This window comes from Sandarakinorhabdus sp., assembly GCF_987265915.1.
Genome location: NZ_OZ503948.1, coordinates 2,524,314 through 2,538,529, shown reverse-complemented (window position 1 = coordinate 2,538,529; position 14,216 = coordinate 2,524,314). Strand labels below are relative to the sequence as shown.

Sequence of the window (14,216 nt, the reverse complement as noted above, 5' to 3'; positions counted from 1 at the left end):
TTGCCACGGACGCGTGGGGGACATGTTCACTGAATTTGACAGGAAGACGGGTTTTTCGATGCAGATTGCCGAAATCACCAACCAGGGCCTGCGCCGCGCTTATTCGCTGGTGATCCCTGCCGATATCATCGCTGCCAAGGTCGATGCCCGCCTGGCCGAAGTGTCGAAAACCATCAAGATGCCGGGGTTCCGCCCGGGCAAGGTGCCGCCCAACCTCGTCAAGAAGATGCACGGCGCGGCCCTGCGCGGCGAAGCGTTGCAGGCGGCGCTGAACGATGGCGTCAATCAGGTGCTCGCCGATCATGGCCTGCGCCCCGCCACCCAGCCGCAGGTCGATGTGGATGGCGAACTGGCCGATGATGGCGACGCGCGCTTCACGGTCAGCCTGGAGGTGTTGCCGACCATCGACGATGTGAAGATCGACGAACTGGCGCTGGAAAAACTGGTGGTGCCGGCCGACGATGTCGCCATGGATGCGGCACTGGCCCGTCTGGCCGAATCATCGCAGCGCAGCGAGCCGGCGCCGGAAGGCCATGCCGCCGTCAGCGGCGACACGGTGGTGATCGATTTCGAAGGCAGCGTGGCCGGCGTGCCGTTTGACGGCGGCAAGGGTGAAGGCATGCGGGTGACGATCGGCTCCGGCCAGTTGATCCCCGGTTTCGAAGACCAGTTGATCGGCGCCACCGTGGGCGAGGATCGCACGATCAAGGTGACCTTCCCGGCCGATTACGGCGCCGCCAACCTGGCCGGCAAGGCGGCGGAATTCGCCGTGACCGTGACCGGCGTGGAAACCCCGGCCGAAACCGCGCTGGACGATGAATTTGCCAAGGGCTTCGGGCTCGACAGCCTCGATGCGCTGAAGGAGATCCTCAAGGATCAGCTGGACAACGAGCTGGGCGGACTGTCGCGCACGCACATGAAGCGCAAGCTGCTCGATACGCTGGCGTCGCGCCATGATTTCGATGTGCCCGAATCGATGGTCGATGCCGAATTCGAGCAGATCTGGCAGACGCTGGAAGCCGAAGCCGCCAAGGATGCCGATCCGGAAGGTTCACGCGCGCAGATCGAATCCGAGCGTGATGACTATCGCCGCATCGCCGTGCGCCGCGTGCGCCTGGGGCTGCTGCTGTCGGAAATCGGCCAGCGCAACGGCATCACCGTCAGCCAGGCCGAAATGAACCGCCTGATCGGCCAGGAAGCCCAGCGTTATGCCCCGGCCGAACAGCAGAAGGTGGTGAAGTTCTTCCAGGAAAACGCCATGGCCGCCATGCAGCTGCGCGCGCCGCTGTATGAAGACAAGGTCGTCGATTTCCTGATCGGCAAGGCTGAAGTGACGGAACGCAGCGTGACCCGCGACGAGCTGGAAGCCGCCATCGAAAGCGAAGACGAATCGCCGACCGGTGCAGCCCATGGCCATCCCGGCCATGTGCATGGCCCCGATTGCGACCATGATCATGATCACGCGCCGGCCAAGCCGAAGAAGGCCGCTGCCAAGAAAACCAAGGTCGAAGAGCCGGTGGCTGAATCTGCTGCTGAAGCGGCTGTGAACGCCGAACCGGTGAAGAAGGCTCCCGCCAAGCGGGCCAAGAAGGCTGATGCCGAAGCTGCTGCGGAACCGGTTGCCGACGCCGCCGAGCCGGCTGCCGAATCCGCGCCGGCCAAGCCGAAGAAGGCCGCCAAGAAGACCGCCTGATCGTTTCGGTCAGCTTTGCACAGGCCCCCGCCCGGATTGCCGCGCGGGGGCCTGTTGTTTTTGGCGGCAATGTGCCCCCTTGAACTTGCCCCCTTGAACTGGGACGCCAAACGTCCGAACTAGGGGTCAGAGGAGATTATCATGATTGTTCCGCACGCTGGTCTGGTTCCCATTGTCATCGAAAGCTCGAACCGCGGCGAACGCTCGTTCGATATCTTCTCGCGCCTGCTGCGCGATCGCATCGTGTTCGTGAACGGCCAGATCGAAGACAATATGGCCTCGCTGATCGTGGCGCAGTTGCTGTTCCTGGAATCGGAAAATCCGAAGAAGGACATCTTCATGTACATCAACTCGCCGGGCGGGGTGATCACCTCCGGCATGGCGATTTACGACACGATGCAGTATATCCGGCCCAAGGTGGCGACGGTGTGCGTCGGCCAGGCCGCATCGATGGGCAGCTTCCTGCTTGCGGCCGGCGAACCCGGCATGCGCAAGTCGTTGAAGAACAGCCGCATCATGGTGCACCAGCCGTCGGGCGGCGCGCAGGGGCAGGCCACCGATATCGAAATCCAGGCGCGCGAAATCCTGCGCATCCGCGGCATCATGAACGATCTGTACGTGAAGCACACCGGCAAGGACCTGGACACGATCGAAAAGGCCATGGAGCGCGACAAGTTCATGAGCGCCGAAGAGGCCAAGGATTTCGGCCTGATCGACGAAGTCACCGAGAAGCGCCCGCTGCCCACCGAAGGCGAATCGCTCGCGGCGTGATGATGCGCCGCCAGAACGTGCGGATGTTACGACCAAATTACAGTTAATCGGCGTCGCCCTTGGTGGGGCGGCGTGCGGCCGCCCTTGCGGTCAAAGGCGAATTGCCGTTAAACTGTCATGCCAGTGGCAGCGCTGGCATATGCAAGCCGGTAGGGCCGACCGGCGTGAGGAAGGACGATCATGACCAAGCTGGGCGGCAGCGACAGCAAAGGTACGCTCTATTGCAGCTTCTGCGGCAAGAGCCAGCACGAGGTCAGGAAGCTGATCGCCGGGCCAACCGTGTTCATCTGCGATGAATGCGTGGAACTGTGCAACGACATCATCCGCGAGGAAACCAAGACGGCGCTGGTGAAAAAATCCGGCGACGTGCCGACCCCGCGCGAGATCTGCAAGGTGCTCGATGATTATGTGATCGGCCAGTTCCACGCCAAGCGCGTGCTCTCGGTGGCCGTGCACAATCACTACAAGCGCCTGAACCATGGCGGCAAGGGTTCCGAGGTTGAACTCGCCAAGTCCAACATCCTGCTCGTCGGCCCCACCGGCTGCGGCAAGACGTTGCTCGCCCAGACGCTGGCGCGCATCCTGGACGTGCCGTTCACCATGGCCGACGCCACCACGCTGACCGAAGCCGGTTACGTGGGTGAAGATGTTGAAAACATCATCCTGAAATTGCTGCAGGCCAGCGATTACAATGTCGAACGCGCCCAGCGCGGCATCGTCTACATCGATGAAATCGACAAGATCAGCCGCAAGTCCGACAACCCGTCGATCACCCGCGACGTGTCCGGCGAAGGCGTGCAGCAGGCTCTGCTGAAGATCATGGAAGGCACCACCGCGAGCGTCCCGCCGCAGGGTGGCCGCAAGCATCCGCAGCAGGAATTCCTGCAGGTGGACACGACGAACATCCTGTTCATCTGCGGCGGCGCCTTCTCCGGCCTCGATCGCATCATCGGGGACCGGATGCAGGGCCGCTCCATCGGCTTCGGCGCGCATGTCGCCGGGCCGGATGAACGCCGCGTCGGCGAACTGCTGCGCAAGTGCGAACCCGAAGATCTGCTGCGCTTCGGCCTGATCCCGGAATTCATCGGCCGCCTGCCGGTGATCGCCACCCTGGAAGACCTGGACGAACCGGCGCTGATCAAGATCCTCACCGAGCCGAAGAACGCGCTGGTCAAGCAATATGCCCGCCTGTTCGAAATGGAAGGCGTGAAGCTCAACTTCACCGTCGATGCGCTCTCCGCCATCGCCAAACGCGCCATCGAACGCAAGACAGGTGCCCGTGGCCTGCGATCGATCATGGAAGGCATATTGCTGGAAACCATGTTCGATCTGCCCGGCATCGAAGGCCTGGAAAGCATCGAAGTGGACAAGGATGTCGTTGCCGGCCTGAAGCAGCCGGAACGCCTGATGATGGCCGACAAGGCGGCGTAAGCCTGTGGACGAAGCCCAGCGCCTGATCGCGGCGCTGGGCCTGTCCCCCCACCCCGAAGGCGGCTGGTATCGCGAGACGCTGCGCGTGGCGGGTGATGGGCGAGCGGTCGTGACCGCCATTCACTTCCTGCTCGATGCCGGCCAGCGGTCCCACTGGCACAAGGTTGATGCCACCGAAATCTGGTGCTGGCACGCGGGTTCGCCGCTGTCGGTGGGCAGCGCGCTGGACGCCGATACCCCGCCGGTGTGGACCATTCTCGGCGGCGACGTGCTCGCCGGCCAAGCCCCGCAACACACCATTCCCGCCGGCCACTGGCAAGCCGCCGAAGCACGGGAAGGTTGGGCACTGGTCAGCTGCGTGGTGGCGCCGGGGTTCGACTTCGCCGGGTTCGTGTTGGCCGCGCCGGGGTGGGCGCCTGGCGCGTCGTTTCAAAGCAGCGGGCCTCCGGCGGGCAGGGCCTGAGGCCCTGCACCCACTTTTGTTTTCGTTCGGGCTGGTTGGGAGGGTTGATCTTAGCAGGAATGGCCGATTGCGCCTCAGTTTTCTTCCCATGCGGCGCAGATTTTCGGTTTCCAGAAACCCGCCGTTCGCTGGATCAACGACAGCGGACGTGTGCCGCAAGCATAACGTGAGCAGTGCGACGTTCTTCAACCGAAAGGTCAACGATGGCCGCATGGACGTTTCGCAGGTGCGTAAGCTGAAGATTAGCGATCGAGCCATAATAGACTTTGGTGCATTTCTGGCATCAGACGCCCCGTCGACGGCGACTGACATCCAGCATCGCGATGGGGCTCGATTTACCGCAGATGACCGCCTATACTCACTCAAACAGGGGTGCGGCGCCACGATCAGTCGCGCCACGAACGAGGCAGAGCAACTAATGGCGACGGGCAGCGAAAACTTTTTGAGCTTGGTGAGGCAAGCATTTAACGGAGATTTGAAGCTTCCGGCCTTTCAGCGCGCCTTCAAGTGGAACCGGAAGCAAGTCATTCGGCTCTACGACTCCATCAGGCTGTCCTACCCTGTAGGCAGTATAATTGTTCTGGAGGGCACTAAGCAGGAATTGAAGGAGCGTACGTTCCGTGGCTCCTCGCCTGACGCTGAAACTAAGATTCCGAAGAGGCTCGTCCTAGATGGTCAGCAGCGGCTTACCGCAGGAATCGATCTGTTTTACGGAGAGACCGAAGAGAGCCTTTCACAGTATTTCATAGATATCCAGAAGTTATCTGAGTTATTGGAGCTTGCCAAAATTGATTTGAGTTCTGATTCACAAGTAAGTTCTTTTTTGATGAATCTTGAGGATGACGATGGCTACTGTGTGGCGCGTCAGCGAATATCAGCTCCATTCCAGCTTTTGGACAACAGACATCTTCTTTCAACGGTCTTACTTCGTCCTGATAATTCTAAGAATCGTGATCATTACCTAGAAAATTACGAGAACAAATACCCACAATTTAAAACTGTCATAAGAAATGTAGTAAAGCCCTATCTTGTAATAAATGAAGCGCCGGATATTCCGTTTGTTTCAATTGATTCATCTCTCCAGATGGACTCTATTAGTCGAATATTCTCGACGCTAAACTCGACTGGCAAAGTTCTTACGCCGTTTGAGCTTGTGGTAGCAGTGCTTTTTTCTAGCGGTATTGACCTACGTGAGGACCTGAAACTCATCAAGGAATTGTATCCAACAATCAGGAATATGGATGATACGGGCGAAATTTGCCTCCAAATGGTCGTGATGCTGGCAGGGGGGGATTTTAAGAAGGCGTCCCTTCCAAAGACGCTCAGCGCGAGCGCATGGAAACACTATCAGCAAGAGGCAGCAGACTTGCTCAATAGGGTGGGCGAATTCTTAACTGTACAGTTCGGCATGGCGCTTGACACCACCAACCAGCTTATACCGTATGATTCAATCTTTGTTCCAATGGCGTCAGTCATGAAACGCGTGGGATACGCCGATGCTTCTGTCACTGTCCGCGCATCCGCTAACAAGAAGCTGATCGAGTGGCTTGTCGGCTCTGCTCTTTCGCAACGATACCAAGAAGGCGTTCACACAAAGCAGGCGCGCGACGCGGAGGATATCTCAGTTTGGATTTCTAAGAATAGCGACGAGTACAAGCCGGCCTGGCTTTCCGACGTGTCGGTTCCCTCTCTGCGTCTTATTGGGACCAAGGGCGCGATCGCTAATCTTCTGCGTTGCATCCTAAATCAGGATATTCTGAAAGACCCGCTCACTGGCGATCTAGTCAATTTTGGAAAGCCCAAAACCCACGCGCACCACATATTCCCCACCAAGTTTGTTGAAAAAATGCCAGGCTGGAATTCGCAAGCTGGCGATAGGTCCGACCTGTTCTTGAACCTGATGCAGCTTTCGTCTGAAACCAACGGTCGATTTTTGAATGACGATCCTGCTCTCCAGGTTGCTGATGCACGTAAGCATAAGTCGGATTCCGAACTCATCGAAATATACTCTAGACAGGGAATATCAACGGAAGGCTTCGCAATCATAAACAAGTCGCCCAAATTTAAGGATGATTACGTTAATTTTTTGAAGATCAGAGAGACGTTTTTTGAAAAGCGACTCGCTCAGCTTGGCTTCGGTAAAATTAGCGGGCTCGAAGTATTCGACGAACTTGAAGCAGGGTGACGCTTGAATTGTCACGCTATCAATGGCTTCCTCTTGTGGACGAGAGCCGACGGTAGGATTCGCTTCTCGGGCTCCCGATCACCAGCGAATGTCCGCCTGGCACATCGCTGTCTCGAAAACAGCCTGCCAGCTTTCCACAAGTCAGCAGACACAACGGCCTTGCGGGTCGCTTAGGGTGGCAAGCTGATGCGCGGCCTGTCCTAGGCCGTGGACTCATAATGGCGCAGGCGTAGCCTGATGCAGGCCAGCTTGGTCATTGCGAGGAAGGATGAGCCGAGCTTGTCATAGCGGGTGGCGATGCGGCGGTAGTATTTGAGTTTGTTGAAGAACCGCTCGATGAGGTTGCGCTGGCGGTAGAGCCAGGGCGAGAAGCAGACGGGATCGCGCCGGTTGCGCTTGGGTGGGATGTTGGCCCAGCCACCGCCACCAGCCACCATGGCGCGCAGCCAGTCGGCATCATAGGCCCGGTCTGCAAGCACCATCTGGCCGTGGCGGATATCGGCGAGCAGTTCAGCAGCCGCCTTGATATCGTGGGTCTGGCCGGGCGTGATGACGATCTTCACCGGCAGGCCATCGGCATCGGTCAGAGCATGGATTTTCGTAGTAAGACCGCCCCGGCTTCGTCCAAGACATCGATCTGGGTGGCTTTTTTTAAAGTGGCAGCGGCATGATGCACACGCACGCTGGTGCCGTCGATCATGCGCACGTCGCCACCGTAAGCATCTGTAATTGCATCCATGATCCGGTCCCATACGCCGGCCTTCGTCCAGCGCCGGAACCGATTGTAGCACGTGGTGTAGGGGCCATAGCGTTCCGGCAGATCACGCCAGGGCGAACCCGAACGCAGCACCCAAAAGATGCCATTCAACACCCGCCGGTCGTCCACCCGCACCACACCGCGCGGCTTGTTCGGCAGCAGCGGCGCAATCACACGCCATTCAAACTCCGTCAGATCGTAGCGGCTCACCATAGGCTCCCTTCCGGAAACCTTGAATCAGAACCTCGCCGCCTTGGGAATCCCATTTATGGGTACACGGCCTACATCGCCGAAGCCTGTCATCATCTTATTGTTCGCTGGTCTGGCGCAGATCGAAGGTGAAAAACTGAAACTGCAAATGAAATCAATGCTCAATCCCGCCGGATTCGTCAAATGTGTCAAAATTGGCGCTGATGGATTCGCATTTGCCCGCAGAAGCGCGGGCCGTTTTTAACGTTTTTGTTCTTTCTCAGGTGAAGGCTGGGCGCGCCAAGATGGGCGCCTGAAAACAAATGGGTGCAGGGGCGTCGCCCCTGCCCGCCGGAGGCTTCTTCTTGGTTCTTCATCTTTGGCGCAAATGCCCCGTGGCTCGTGAATGGCGGGGAGATCGGGCGATGGGTCCCGGCGTTCGCCGGGATGACGGGCGGTGCGGTCAGGCCACCACTTGCCTACAATGCGGGCATTTGTGGTGGGGGAAGATGGTCAGGCCTTTGATCATCAGGGGTTTTGTGCAAGCAGGGCATTTGATGAAGGCGATGATGGCGAAGTTGATGGCCAGCGCCAGGGGCGGCAGGATCAGGCCGACGAGGCGCAGGGGTGTGGGCCAGGGCAGCAGCCAGAACAATATGGGCAGCAGGACCAGTTGCAGCATCTGGTTGCGCTGCACGCGGTAGAGGCCCGGCATCGGGCCTGTGACAGGTTCCGGCCCGGTGTCAGCGGTTCTCTGGCGGGGCGGGCGGGCCATCAGTAGCGCCAGCTTTTCGTGTCGGCGCCGGGCGGGGCGGTGGCTTCGATGCGCTTCAGCATTTTGCCGACATACATGCTGTTGTACCGCAGGCGGCTGATCTTGTTGGGCTGGGTGGGGTCGCCGTTCCAGCAATGTTCGGCGCGATCGCCGTACAAGATTTCACCGGTGAATTTCGGTTCGGCGCTGCGCAGGAAATCTTCGGCGAGATAGACGGCGTTGTTCAGATAATAGTTATCCATGTCGCCGACGTAGAGGTTGATCTTGTCCTTCACCTTGGGGCCGAGCACCTTCCAGTCGCGCTTCATGATGTGGACCAGGTCAAAATTCTCGCGCCAATAGGCGGCGACCTTGGGGTCGATCACGCCGGTGCGCTTGTCGAAGATCCGCTGGGGATAGCCGTCGGTGCCTTGCGGGGAATAGACGGCTTCCCAGATGTCCCACTGCTGACCGGAGCGGCTGTGCGTGCCGAGCACCAGTTCGAGGCGCTGTTCCTGATCGACGGTATAGTCCACGTGGCCGAGGTAATTGCGGTGCGCCGGGCGCGGCACCTTGCCGAACGGACCTTCCTTGAAGAACAGATTCTTCTCTTCATAAAGGTTGATGTTGGTATATTGGCGGAAATCGATCGGATCGGGGCAGGCGGCAAAGGCGCCGTTGAAATCATCCGGGTAAAAGAGCTGCACGGCGAGCGCTTCCCAGCCGCCGGTGGAGCCGCCATAGGTGAAGCGTGCCCAACCTTCGCCGATCCCGCGATATTGTTTCTCCAGCGCCGGCACGAATTCCTTCATGATGGCATCGCCATAAGGGCCGAGATTGGCGGAGTTCACTGCATAGCTGTCGTCATAATAGGGATTGCTGTGGTCGATCTCCACTATGAGCATCCGCGGAAAATCCGGGGAGGTCCATTTCTTGTAGAAATCATACGCCTCCTGCGCCTCGATGCGGTTGTAGCATGGCTCGGAGAAGCGGGCGGCGGGCACGCATTTGGCGTTCGGATCGGGCGGGGTGGTGCTGAAACCGCCGAAATCGTCCGGGAAATGCCCATGGTTGATCACCAGCGGGTAGCGGGCTTCAGGGTGCTTGTCGAAATCCTTGGGCACCAGGATATGCCCGGTGATGAACACATCGGTGCCCCAGAATTTCGTCAGGCGTTCCGATTTATACTTGAAATGACGGATGAACTCGCTGTCCTTTGGCTGCGCAATCGGCGGCAGTATCTTGGTCAGCGGGATGGTGACGATATCCTTGGCCAGCGGGTTGAAGCGGATTTTCATCGGTTCCGAAATGATGTTGCCCGGTTCCGCCCGCCAATTTTGCCCGGCACCACGCGCCGCCGGCAGTTTCACCGTGTGGCCGGTGCTGAGATGATAGGTCTGATATTTGTGCAGCACCGCCTGCACCATGTAGTCGCCGGCCGGCACGGCGCTGAGCGATTCCGCCGGATAGCCAAGCACGCCCGCGCCGATCATCGCGGCGCCGCCGGGCTTCAGCCCTTCGACATCGATGCCCAGCACTTGCGGCGCATCGGCGCCGAGTTTGACCTGAAAGCGCGGTTCGGACGACGCATCCGGCGTGATCACCAGGTTGATGCGACCATCGGTGCTGGCATCCACGCCGCTGGCCGGCATTGTGATGCGAAAATCGGTGGCGTGCGCCGCACTGGCCAGCAATGCCGCCATCGCCGCGATCTGGTATTTGCCCTGCATGTCCGCCTCCCCGTTTCGAGACGGTTAGAGCATGGCCAGCGGCCGCCTTCAACCGGTCACGGCTTGGTGCGCAGTGGGCGATCATCGCTGGCCGCCAGCCAGATTGCCGCGGTCCAGGCCGCGACATTCTGATCGAGCTGGGCGCGCTCCACCTTGTCGAGCGTGTCGTCAGGCGTGTGGTGATAATCGAAATAGCGGGTGCCATCCTGCGCCAGTTCCAGCACACCGCTGCCCAGCGCCGCCAGCGGGCCGACATCCGCGCCGCCGCCGCTGTCGTTGCCGGGCTGCGGCTGCACGCCCAGCGGCGCCAGCGCGGCGGCGATTTCGGTGAAGAGGGGCAGGCCGGCCGGGGCCACCCGCGATTCCACCCGCCAGACGCGATCGGCGCCGAAATCGCTTTCGCCGGCCAGCACGATATTCTCGGTCTTGTGCGCTTCGCCATAGGCGCGCCCGCCGACCACGCCGATTTCTTCGGAACCCCACAGCACGACGCGCACGGTGCGGCGCGGTTGCTGCCCGCTGGCCTTGATGGTGGCGGCGGCGGCGAGCGTTATGGCGACGCCGGCGCCATCGTCGAACACGCCCTGGCCGATATCCCAACTGTCGAGATGGCCGCCGAGCACTACGATTTCGTTCGCCACGCTGCCGGGGATTTCGCCGGAAACATTGGCCGATTGGCCCGGCTGGCTGGTGGGAGTGGAAACGAGATGCACCTGCACCGGGCCACGCGCGCACAAGCGCCCGATCAGTTCCGCATCGGGCAGCGCCAGCGCCACCGCCGGGATGGCGGCGGTGCCGGCAGGGAAGCTGGTGCTGCCGGTGTGCGGATTGCGGTGGTGATCGGTGCCCAGGCTGCGGATCATCACCGCGGCGGCGCCCTTTTGCGCGGCGATGGCCGGGCCGGTGCGGCGCACGCCGCCGTTGATGCCATAGCTGCTGCCATCCTGCGTCACGGTCATGCGGTGATCGATGAAGACGATGCGGCCTTTCACGGCCGCATCCGGCGCGGCGCGCAGCGCGGCGAGCGTATCGAAGCAGGTGACCGGCGCGGTGATCCCAGCGGCCGGCGTCGCGCCGCTGTTGCCCAGTGCGGTGATGGCCAGTTCGTGGTTGCTGCCCAGCACGCGGGCGCTTTCCTGGCCGCGCTGCCAGAAGGTGATCGGGAATGCCTCCTCGCGGATGTTGACCAAGCCCAATTTCTGCATCGCCGCCTTCGCCCACGCACGGCCACGCGCTTCGGCTTCGCTGCCGGCCAAGCGTTGCCCGACGCTGTCGGTCAGGTCCACCAGCAGCGGCCAGGCCGGGTTGCTGGCCAGCGCAGCATCGCGCAGCTTGGCCGCGGTGGCGATGCGGTCATCAGGTGCCGCCAGCGCCGGCGCGGTGATGAGCATGGTGGCGGCAATGAGTGTCTTGATGGTCATATGCAAATCTCCCCAATGCCATGGGTGTGGCATTGCCGGGGGTTACTGCACAAGTGCTGCCTGCGCCCGGCCTGTGTGCGCATCTGCCCAATCCCGTTTTTCCGCTCTGCCACCGTGCTGATCTGGCGGAAACTGCTGCCACCGGTTTGCGCGCGCGCACGCCATCGGCTAAGGGCTGCACCGTCCTTTCCCCACCCGTTTTCGACCGGAGCCTGACCTGTGGCCTACCAATATGCCTATGTGATGAAGGGCCTTTCAAAGACCTATCCGGGCGCCAACAAGCCTTGTTTCAAGGACATCACCCTGTCGTTCCTGCCGGGGGCGAAAATCGCCATCATCGGCCCGAACGGCGCCGGAAAATCGACTCTGATGAAAGTCATCGCCGGGCTGGACAAGGAATATCAGGGGGAAGCCTGGGCCGCCGAAGGCGTGCGCGTCGGCTATCTGCCGCAGGAACCGCATCTCGATCCGTCCAAGGACGTCAAGGGCAATGTGATGGACGGGGTGCGCCCCGTCGCCGACCTGGTGGACCGCTTCAATGCGATCAGCGCCGAAATGGCCGACCCCAAGGACGATACCGATTTCGACAAGCTGCTCGAGGAAATGGGCACGCTGCAGGAAAAGATCGATGCAGTAGATGGCTGGACGCTCGACAATCAGCTGGAAATCGCCATGGACGCGCTGCGTTGTCCGCCGGGTGACAGCGGCGTCGAGCGACTGTCGGGCGGCGAAAAGCGCCGGGTGGCGCTGTGCAAGCTGCTGCTGGAAAAGCCGGAAATCCTGTTGCTGGATGAGCCGACCAACCACCTGGATGCCGAAAGCGTGTCGTGGCTGGAAAACCATCTGAAAGAGTACAAGGGCATGGTGATCCTGGTTACCCACGATCGCTATTTCCTCGATAATGTCGTGAAATGGGTGCTGGAACTCGATCGCGGCCGTGCCATTCCGTTCGAAGGCAATTATTCCGACTGGCTGGAAGCCAAGCAGAAGCGGCTTTCCCAGGAAGACCGTGAAGATGCCAGCCGCGAGAAGGCGATCAAGCAGGAGCTGGAGTGGATCCGCGCCAGCCCCAAGGCCCGCCAGACCAAGAGCAAGGCCCGTATCAAGGCCTTTGACGAACTGGTGGAAAAACAGGCCAACCGCCGTCTGGGTGAAGCCCAGATCCTGATCCAGATCCCGGAACGCCTGGGCAACAAGGTGATCGAGGCGACCAATCTCACCAAGAGCTATGGCGACAAATTGCTGTTCGAGAATCTGTCGTTCAGCCTGCCGCCCGGCGGCATTGTCGGCATCATCGGCCCCAACGGCGCCGGCAAGACGACCTTGTTCCGCATGATTACCGGCCAGGAAACCCCCGACAGCGGCGACATCAGCATCGGCGAAACGGTGAAGATGGCCTATGTCGATCAGAGCCGCGACGCGCTGGCCGGCGAAAAGAATGTCTGGGAGGAAATCTCCGGCGGCAATGACAAATTCTATTTCGGCAAGAATGAGGTGCTGACCCGCGCCTATGTCGGCGCGTTCAACTTCAAGGGGCCGGATCAGCAGAAGAAGGTCGGCCTGCTGTCAGGCGGGGAACGCAACCGCGTGCACATGGCCAAGATGCTGGTGAAGGGCGGCAACGTGCTGTTGCTCGATGAACCGACCAACGATCTGGACGTCGAAACGCTGCGCGCGCTGGAAGAAGCGCTGGAAAGCTATGCCGGCTGCGCCGTGGTGATCAGCCACGATCGCTTCTTCCTCGATCGGCTGGCGACGCACATCCTGGCGTTCGAAGGCGACAGCCATGTCGAATGGTTCGAAGGCAATTTCCAGGCCTATGAAGAAGACAAGCGCCGCCGCCTGGGCGATGCCGCCGATCGGCCGCATGCGTTGACGTATAAGAAGCTGACCCGCTGACGGGCGCGTGATTATCGCGCAGCGATAATCACCGACTCCGTCAAGGGCGGCCGGGCTGGCGGTCGGCCCTCAGGCCGGCCGAACAGCTTCGACGGCGTGGCTCCGCCACGCTCTTTCTTACTTGCTTTCATCAATCCAAAGCGGACTCGGCGGCTCTGCCGCCGGCCGCGACTTCCCGGCATGGCCAAGATTATGTAACTACATAGCCTTGGTGCAACTGCACGAAGAGGAGGCGCGTGATGTCGGATTGGCAAGACCCTGATGACGCCCCCGTGATCACGCGCAAAATGGCCGAGCGCGGCCAGTGGCGGGTGGATGGCGCGGTAGTCAAACTGGCGACCGGAACGTTCCGGAAAGCCAAAGGACTGAGCTTTCCAACCAGGACAATAGGCACGCTTCGTATACGGTCTGGGGATTGATCCATTATGGATATGGGGCTGATTACCGGCGCGATTTCCAGCCTGCAGGCCGCTACAGACGCAATTCAAGGCGCTCTAAACTTAAAGGTAGCCCAAGAAGTTCGCACTAAAATTCTATCTATCCAAACCGAAATGCTCAACGTGCAGTCAGCGATGATGGCGTTGCAGAACGAAAACTTCAGACTTGTGGGTGAGCTCAAAGTTGCCAAAGATAGCCTCGCTGAAGTCGATAATTGGAATAATCTTTCAAATCGCTTTGAATTGAAAAGATTTCCAGCAGGTGACTTTGTGTATACGGCTAAGGAAACTGTTGACGGGTCTCCGGAGTATGTTTGTCCAAAATGCTTTGAAGACAGAAAAAAATACACATTGAAGTTGTTTATGAGCCGTGGGGGCGGAGAAACATACGTGTGTCCTACTTGTGAGAATAAGTATAAGCTGTTCCCTCATAAGCATGATCCCGTCCGTGCAATCCCGACCGCAAGTCCCTTTAGAAGAGGATAG

At 60.0% G+C, this 14,216-nt stretch carries 11 protein-coding genes and 1 pseudogene; 8 read left to right on the top strand and 4 right to left on the bottom strand.

The genetic code is table 11. The features are described from left to right. Window positions 1-58: 58 nt before the first annotated feature. The 5 genes from tig to AC6UUM_RS12325 all read left to right on the top strand — a co-directional run bounded on the left by tig (window position 59) and on the right by AC6UUM_RS12325 (window position 6,543). Window positions 59-1,693 carry a trigger factor gene (tig, locus tag AC6UUM_RS12345; protein ID WP_500804965.1) on the top strand — a complete coding sequence of 545 codons (1,635 nt, stop codon included), beginning with the start codon at window positions 59-61 and terminating at the stop codon, window positions 1,691-1,693. Between the two features lie 141 nt (window positions 1,694-1,834). Beyond that, window positions 1,835-2,464, top strand: coding sequence for an ATP-dependent Clp endopeptidase proteolytic subunit ClpP (gene clpP, locus AC6UUM_RS12340; protein WP_500802577.1), 630 nt, complete (start codon window positions 1,835-1,837; stop codon window positions 2,462-2,464). Between the two features lie 180 nt (window positions 2,465-2,644). Continuing rightward, window positions 2,645-3,895 carry an ATP-dependent Clp protease ATP-binding subunit ClpX gene (clpX, locus tag AC6UUM_RS12335; RefSeq protein ID WP_500802576.1) on the top strand — a complete coding sequence of 417 codons (1,251 nt, stop codon included), beginning with the start codon at window positions 2,645-2,647 and terminating at the stop codon, window positions 3,893-3,895. A 4-nt stretch (window positions 3,896-3,899) separates the two neighbouring features. Next, window positions 3,900-4,358, top strand: a complete 459-nt coding sequence (locus tag AC6UUM_RS12330; RefSeq protein WP_500802575.1) for a cupin domain-containing protein — start codon at window positions 3,900-3,902, stop codon at window positions 4,356-4,358. A 166-nt stretch (window positions 4,359-4,524) separates the two neighbouring features. Beyond that, window positions 4,525-6,543, top strand: coding sequence for a GmrSD restriction endonuclease domain-containing protein (locus AC6UUM_RS12325; RefSeq protein ID WP_500802574.1), 2,019 nt, complete (start codon window positions 4,525-4,527; stop codon window positions 6,541-6,543). Window positions 6,544-6,743: 200 nt separating this feature from the next. Here AC6UUM_RS12325 and AC6UUM_RS12320 read toward each other — a convergent pair. Then, window positions 6,744-7,513: pseudogene (locus tag AC6UUM_RS12320) on the bottom strand (IS5 family transposase). A gap of 19 nt (window positions 7,514-7,532) precedes the next feature. Here AC6UUM_RS12320 and AC6UUM_RS12315 point away from each other — a divergent pair. Beyond that, a complete protein-coding gene (locus AC6UUM_RS12315; RefSeq protein ID WP_500802573.1) occupies window positions 7,533-7,754 on the top strand; it encodes a hypothetical protein in 222 nt (73 codons plus the stop codon). A 198-nt stretch (window positions 7,755-7,952) separates the two neighbouring features. Here AC6UUM_RS12315 and AC6UUM_RS12310 read toward each other — a convergent pair whose 3' ends face one another. From AC6UUM_RS12310 to AC6UUM_RS12300, 3 genes are read right to left on the bottom strand one after another with little or no spacing between them, the layout of a single operon-like run. After that, on the bottom strand, window positions 7,953-8,264 hold the full coding sequence (locus tag AC6UUM_RS12310; RefSeq protein ID WP_500802572.1) for a hypothetical protein: 312 nt from the start codon (window positions 8,262-8,264) through the stop codon (window positions 7,953-7,955). Continuing rightward, window positions 8,264-9,973: an alpha/beta hydrolase gene (locus AC6UUM_RS12305; RefSeq protein WP_500802571.1), complete on the bottom strand. Its 1,710-nt coding sequence runs from the start codon at window positions 9,971-9,973 to the stop codon at window positions 8,264-8,266. Before AC6UUM_RS12305 ends, AC6UUM_RS12310 begins: the two co-directional genes overlap by 1 nt. A gap of 56 nt (window positions 9,974-10,029) precedes the next feature. Continuing rightward, window positions 10,030-11,394: a M20/M25/M40 family metallo-hydrolase gene (locus AC6UUM_RS12300; RefSeq protein ID WP_500802570.1), complete on the bottom strand. Its 1,365-nt coding sequence runs from the start codon at window positions 11,392-11,394 to the stop codon at window positions 10,030-10,032. A gap of 219 nt (window positions 11,395-11,613) precedes the next feature. Here AC6UUM_RS12300 and ettA point away from each other — a divergent pair, with 219 nt between their 5' ends. Both ettA and AC6UUM_RS12290 read left to right on the top strand, forming a co-directional pair. Then, on the top strand, window positions 11,614-13,293 hold the full coding sequence (gene ettA / locus AC6UUM_RS12295) for an energy-dependent translational throttle protein EttA (RefSeq protein ID WP_500802569.1): 1,680 nt from the start codon (window positions 11,614-11,616) through the stop codon (window positions 13,291-13,293). 425 nt (window positions 13,294-13,718) lie between these two features. Continuing rightward, entirely contained in the window at window positions 13,719-14,216 is a 498-nt protein-coding gene (locus AC6UUM_RS12290; protein ID WP_500802568.1) for a hypothetical protein, read from the top strand.

What these genes read in the sequence shown, in the direction of transcription:
- clpP (WP_500802577.1), top strand. Translation starts at nt 1,835, where the DNA reads ATGATTGTTCCGCACGCTGGTCTGGTTCCCATTGTCATCGAAAGCTCG.
- AC6UUM_RS12300 (WP_500802570.1), bottom strand. Translation starts at nt 11,394, where the DNA reads ATGACCATCAAGACACTCATTGCCGCCACCATGCTCATCACCGCGCCG.
- clpX (WP_500802576.1), top strand. Translation starts at nt 2,645, where the DNA reads ATGACCAAGCTGGGCGGCAGCGACAGCAAAGGTACGCTCTATTGCAGC.
- AC6UUM_RS12310 (WP_500802572.1), bottom strand. Translation starts at nt 8,264, where the DNA reads ATGGCCCGCCCGCCCCGCCAGAGAACCGCTGACACCGGGCCGGAACCT.
- AC6UUM_RS12305 (WP_500802571.1), bottom strand. Translation starts at nt 9,973, where the DNA reads ATGCAGGGCAAATACCAGATCGCGGCGATGGCGGCATTGCTGGCCAGT.
- AC6UUM_RS12290 (WP_500802568.1), top strand. Translation starts at nt 13,719, where the DNA reads ATGGATATGGGGCTGATTACCGGCGCGATTTCCAGCCTGCAGGCCGCT.
- tig (WP_500804965.1), top strand. Translation starts at nt 59, where the DNA reads ATGCAGATTGCCGAAATCACCAACCAGGGCCTGCGCCGCGCTTATTCG.